Genomic DNA, 1,400 nt, shown 5'->3' on the forward strand with positions numbered 1-1,400 from the left:
AGAATATAATAAAGTTTGGAAAGGTAAAAAGTGTTTACACAGTAGTATAATTGTACTGTAAGAAATATTTAGTTTTGGTGTTAGTGCTTCTAATGATAGATGGTAAAGCAATTTCTATTTCCTTATTTACAGGTGCATTTGGTCTAGACTTGGGTATGGAAAAAGCAGGATTTCATACAGTAAGTGTCGTAGAAAAAGACCGTGATGCTACAAAAACAATTCTTCTGAATAGACCTTATCTTACAGAAAGTGCTGTTCCTAGAGAAATAGAAAAAGTTAGTTCCCAAAACCTACTTGAAGAAGGGGGGAGAGTTTTAAATTTAGGTCGCGCTTTACAACCTGGTGAAGTAGACTTAGTAACAGGTGGTCCACCTTGTCAGCCATTTAGTACAGCCGGAAAAAGAGGTTCAGTCATGGACCCTCGCGGTAGTTTATTCATGGACTTTATCCGCATAGTTAAAGAAGTCCAGCCCCGTTTTTTTTTGATGGAGAATGTCAAAGGTTTACTTTCTGCTTCTCTTCGCCACAGGCCAATTAATCAACGAAGAAAAAATTACCCACCTTTAGAAGCTGACGAAATGGCTGGTGCGGCTTTGACTGTGGTATTAGCCGAAATGAAAGAACTAGGATATAACGTAGTTTATAACCTTTTAGAAGCAGCAGATTATGGCGTTCCACAAAATAGACAGCGTGTAGTATTTATTGGTTCTAGAGATGGGGAACCTGCTACGTTTCCTATTCCTAAATATTGCAAAGATGGTCAAAATTTACCTAAGTGGCGGACTTTAAGAGATGCTTTAACAGGTTTAGTTGATGCAAAACCAGAATTTATAAGTTATTCAGAAAGTCGTTTAAAGTATTTAAGATTATTGGAAGCTGGGCAAAATTGGAGACATTTACCAGAAGAATTAAAAAAAGAGGCTATGGGAGGTGCTTATGAATCGGGAGGCGGAAAAGTTGGTTTTTATAGAAGATTATCCTGGGATAAACCTTCTCCGACAATAACCACAAGTCCACACCAAAAAGCTACAGATATGTGTCATCCTGTAGAGTTACGTTCTTTAACTGTAAGTGAATCTGCAAAAATTCAAACTTTTCCCGATGATTGGATTTTTTATGGTTCAATAAGTTCCAAGTATAAGCAAATTGGTAACGCAGTTCCGGTATTACTTGCAAAAGAGATTGGTGATTATCTTTTTAGCTTAATTCAAGGAAACAAACCAAAAGGGAAAGAAATAGCTGAACAACTCTCTCTTTTTTCGCTATAGAATTGAAACTTTTTATTTTGTAGCTAATTCAGCAAAGGCTTGATCAATTCGCTGTAACATAATTCTTACGTGGGTTTCCAAAATTTTCATATTTTATACCAATACTATTCCAAAAATTTTTACCAGCAATAC

1 protein-coding gene is annotated in these 1,400 nt (G+C 36.1%); it reads left to right on the forward strand.

Annotated elements, in window-relative coordinates:
• Positions 1-92 precede the first annotated feature (92 nt).
• Positions 93-1,268, forward strand: a complete 1,176-nt coding sequence (locus VB654_RS25130) for a DNA cytosine methyltransferase (RefSeq protein WP_323216554.1) — start codon at positions 93-95, stop codon at positions 1,266-1,268.
• Positions 1,269-1,400: the final 132 nt, after the last annotated feature.

Source organism: Nodularia sp. UHCC 0506 (assembly GCF_034931045.1).
Classification (GTDB): domain Bacteria; phylum Cyanobacteriota; class Cyanobacteriia; order Cyanobacteriales; family Nostocaceae; genus Nodularia.

Bases quoted from the DNA above. Each gene is read 5' to 3' on its own strand.
- VB654_RS25130 (WP_323216554.1), top strand. From the start codon at position 93: ATGATAGATGGTAAAGCAATTTCTATTTCCTTATTTACAGGTGCATTT.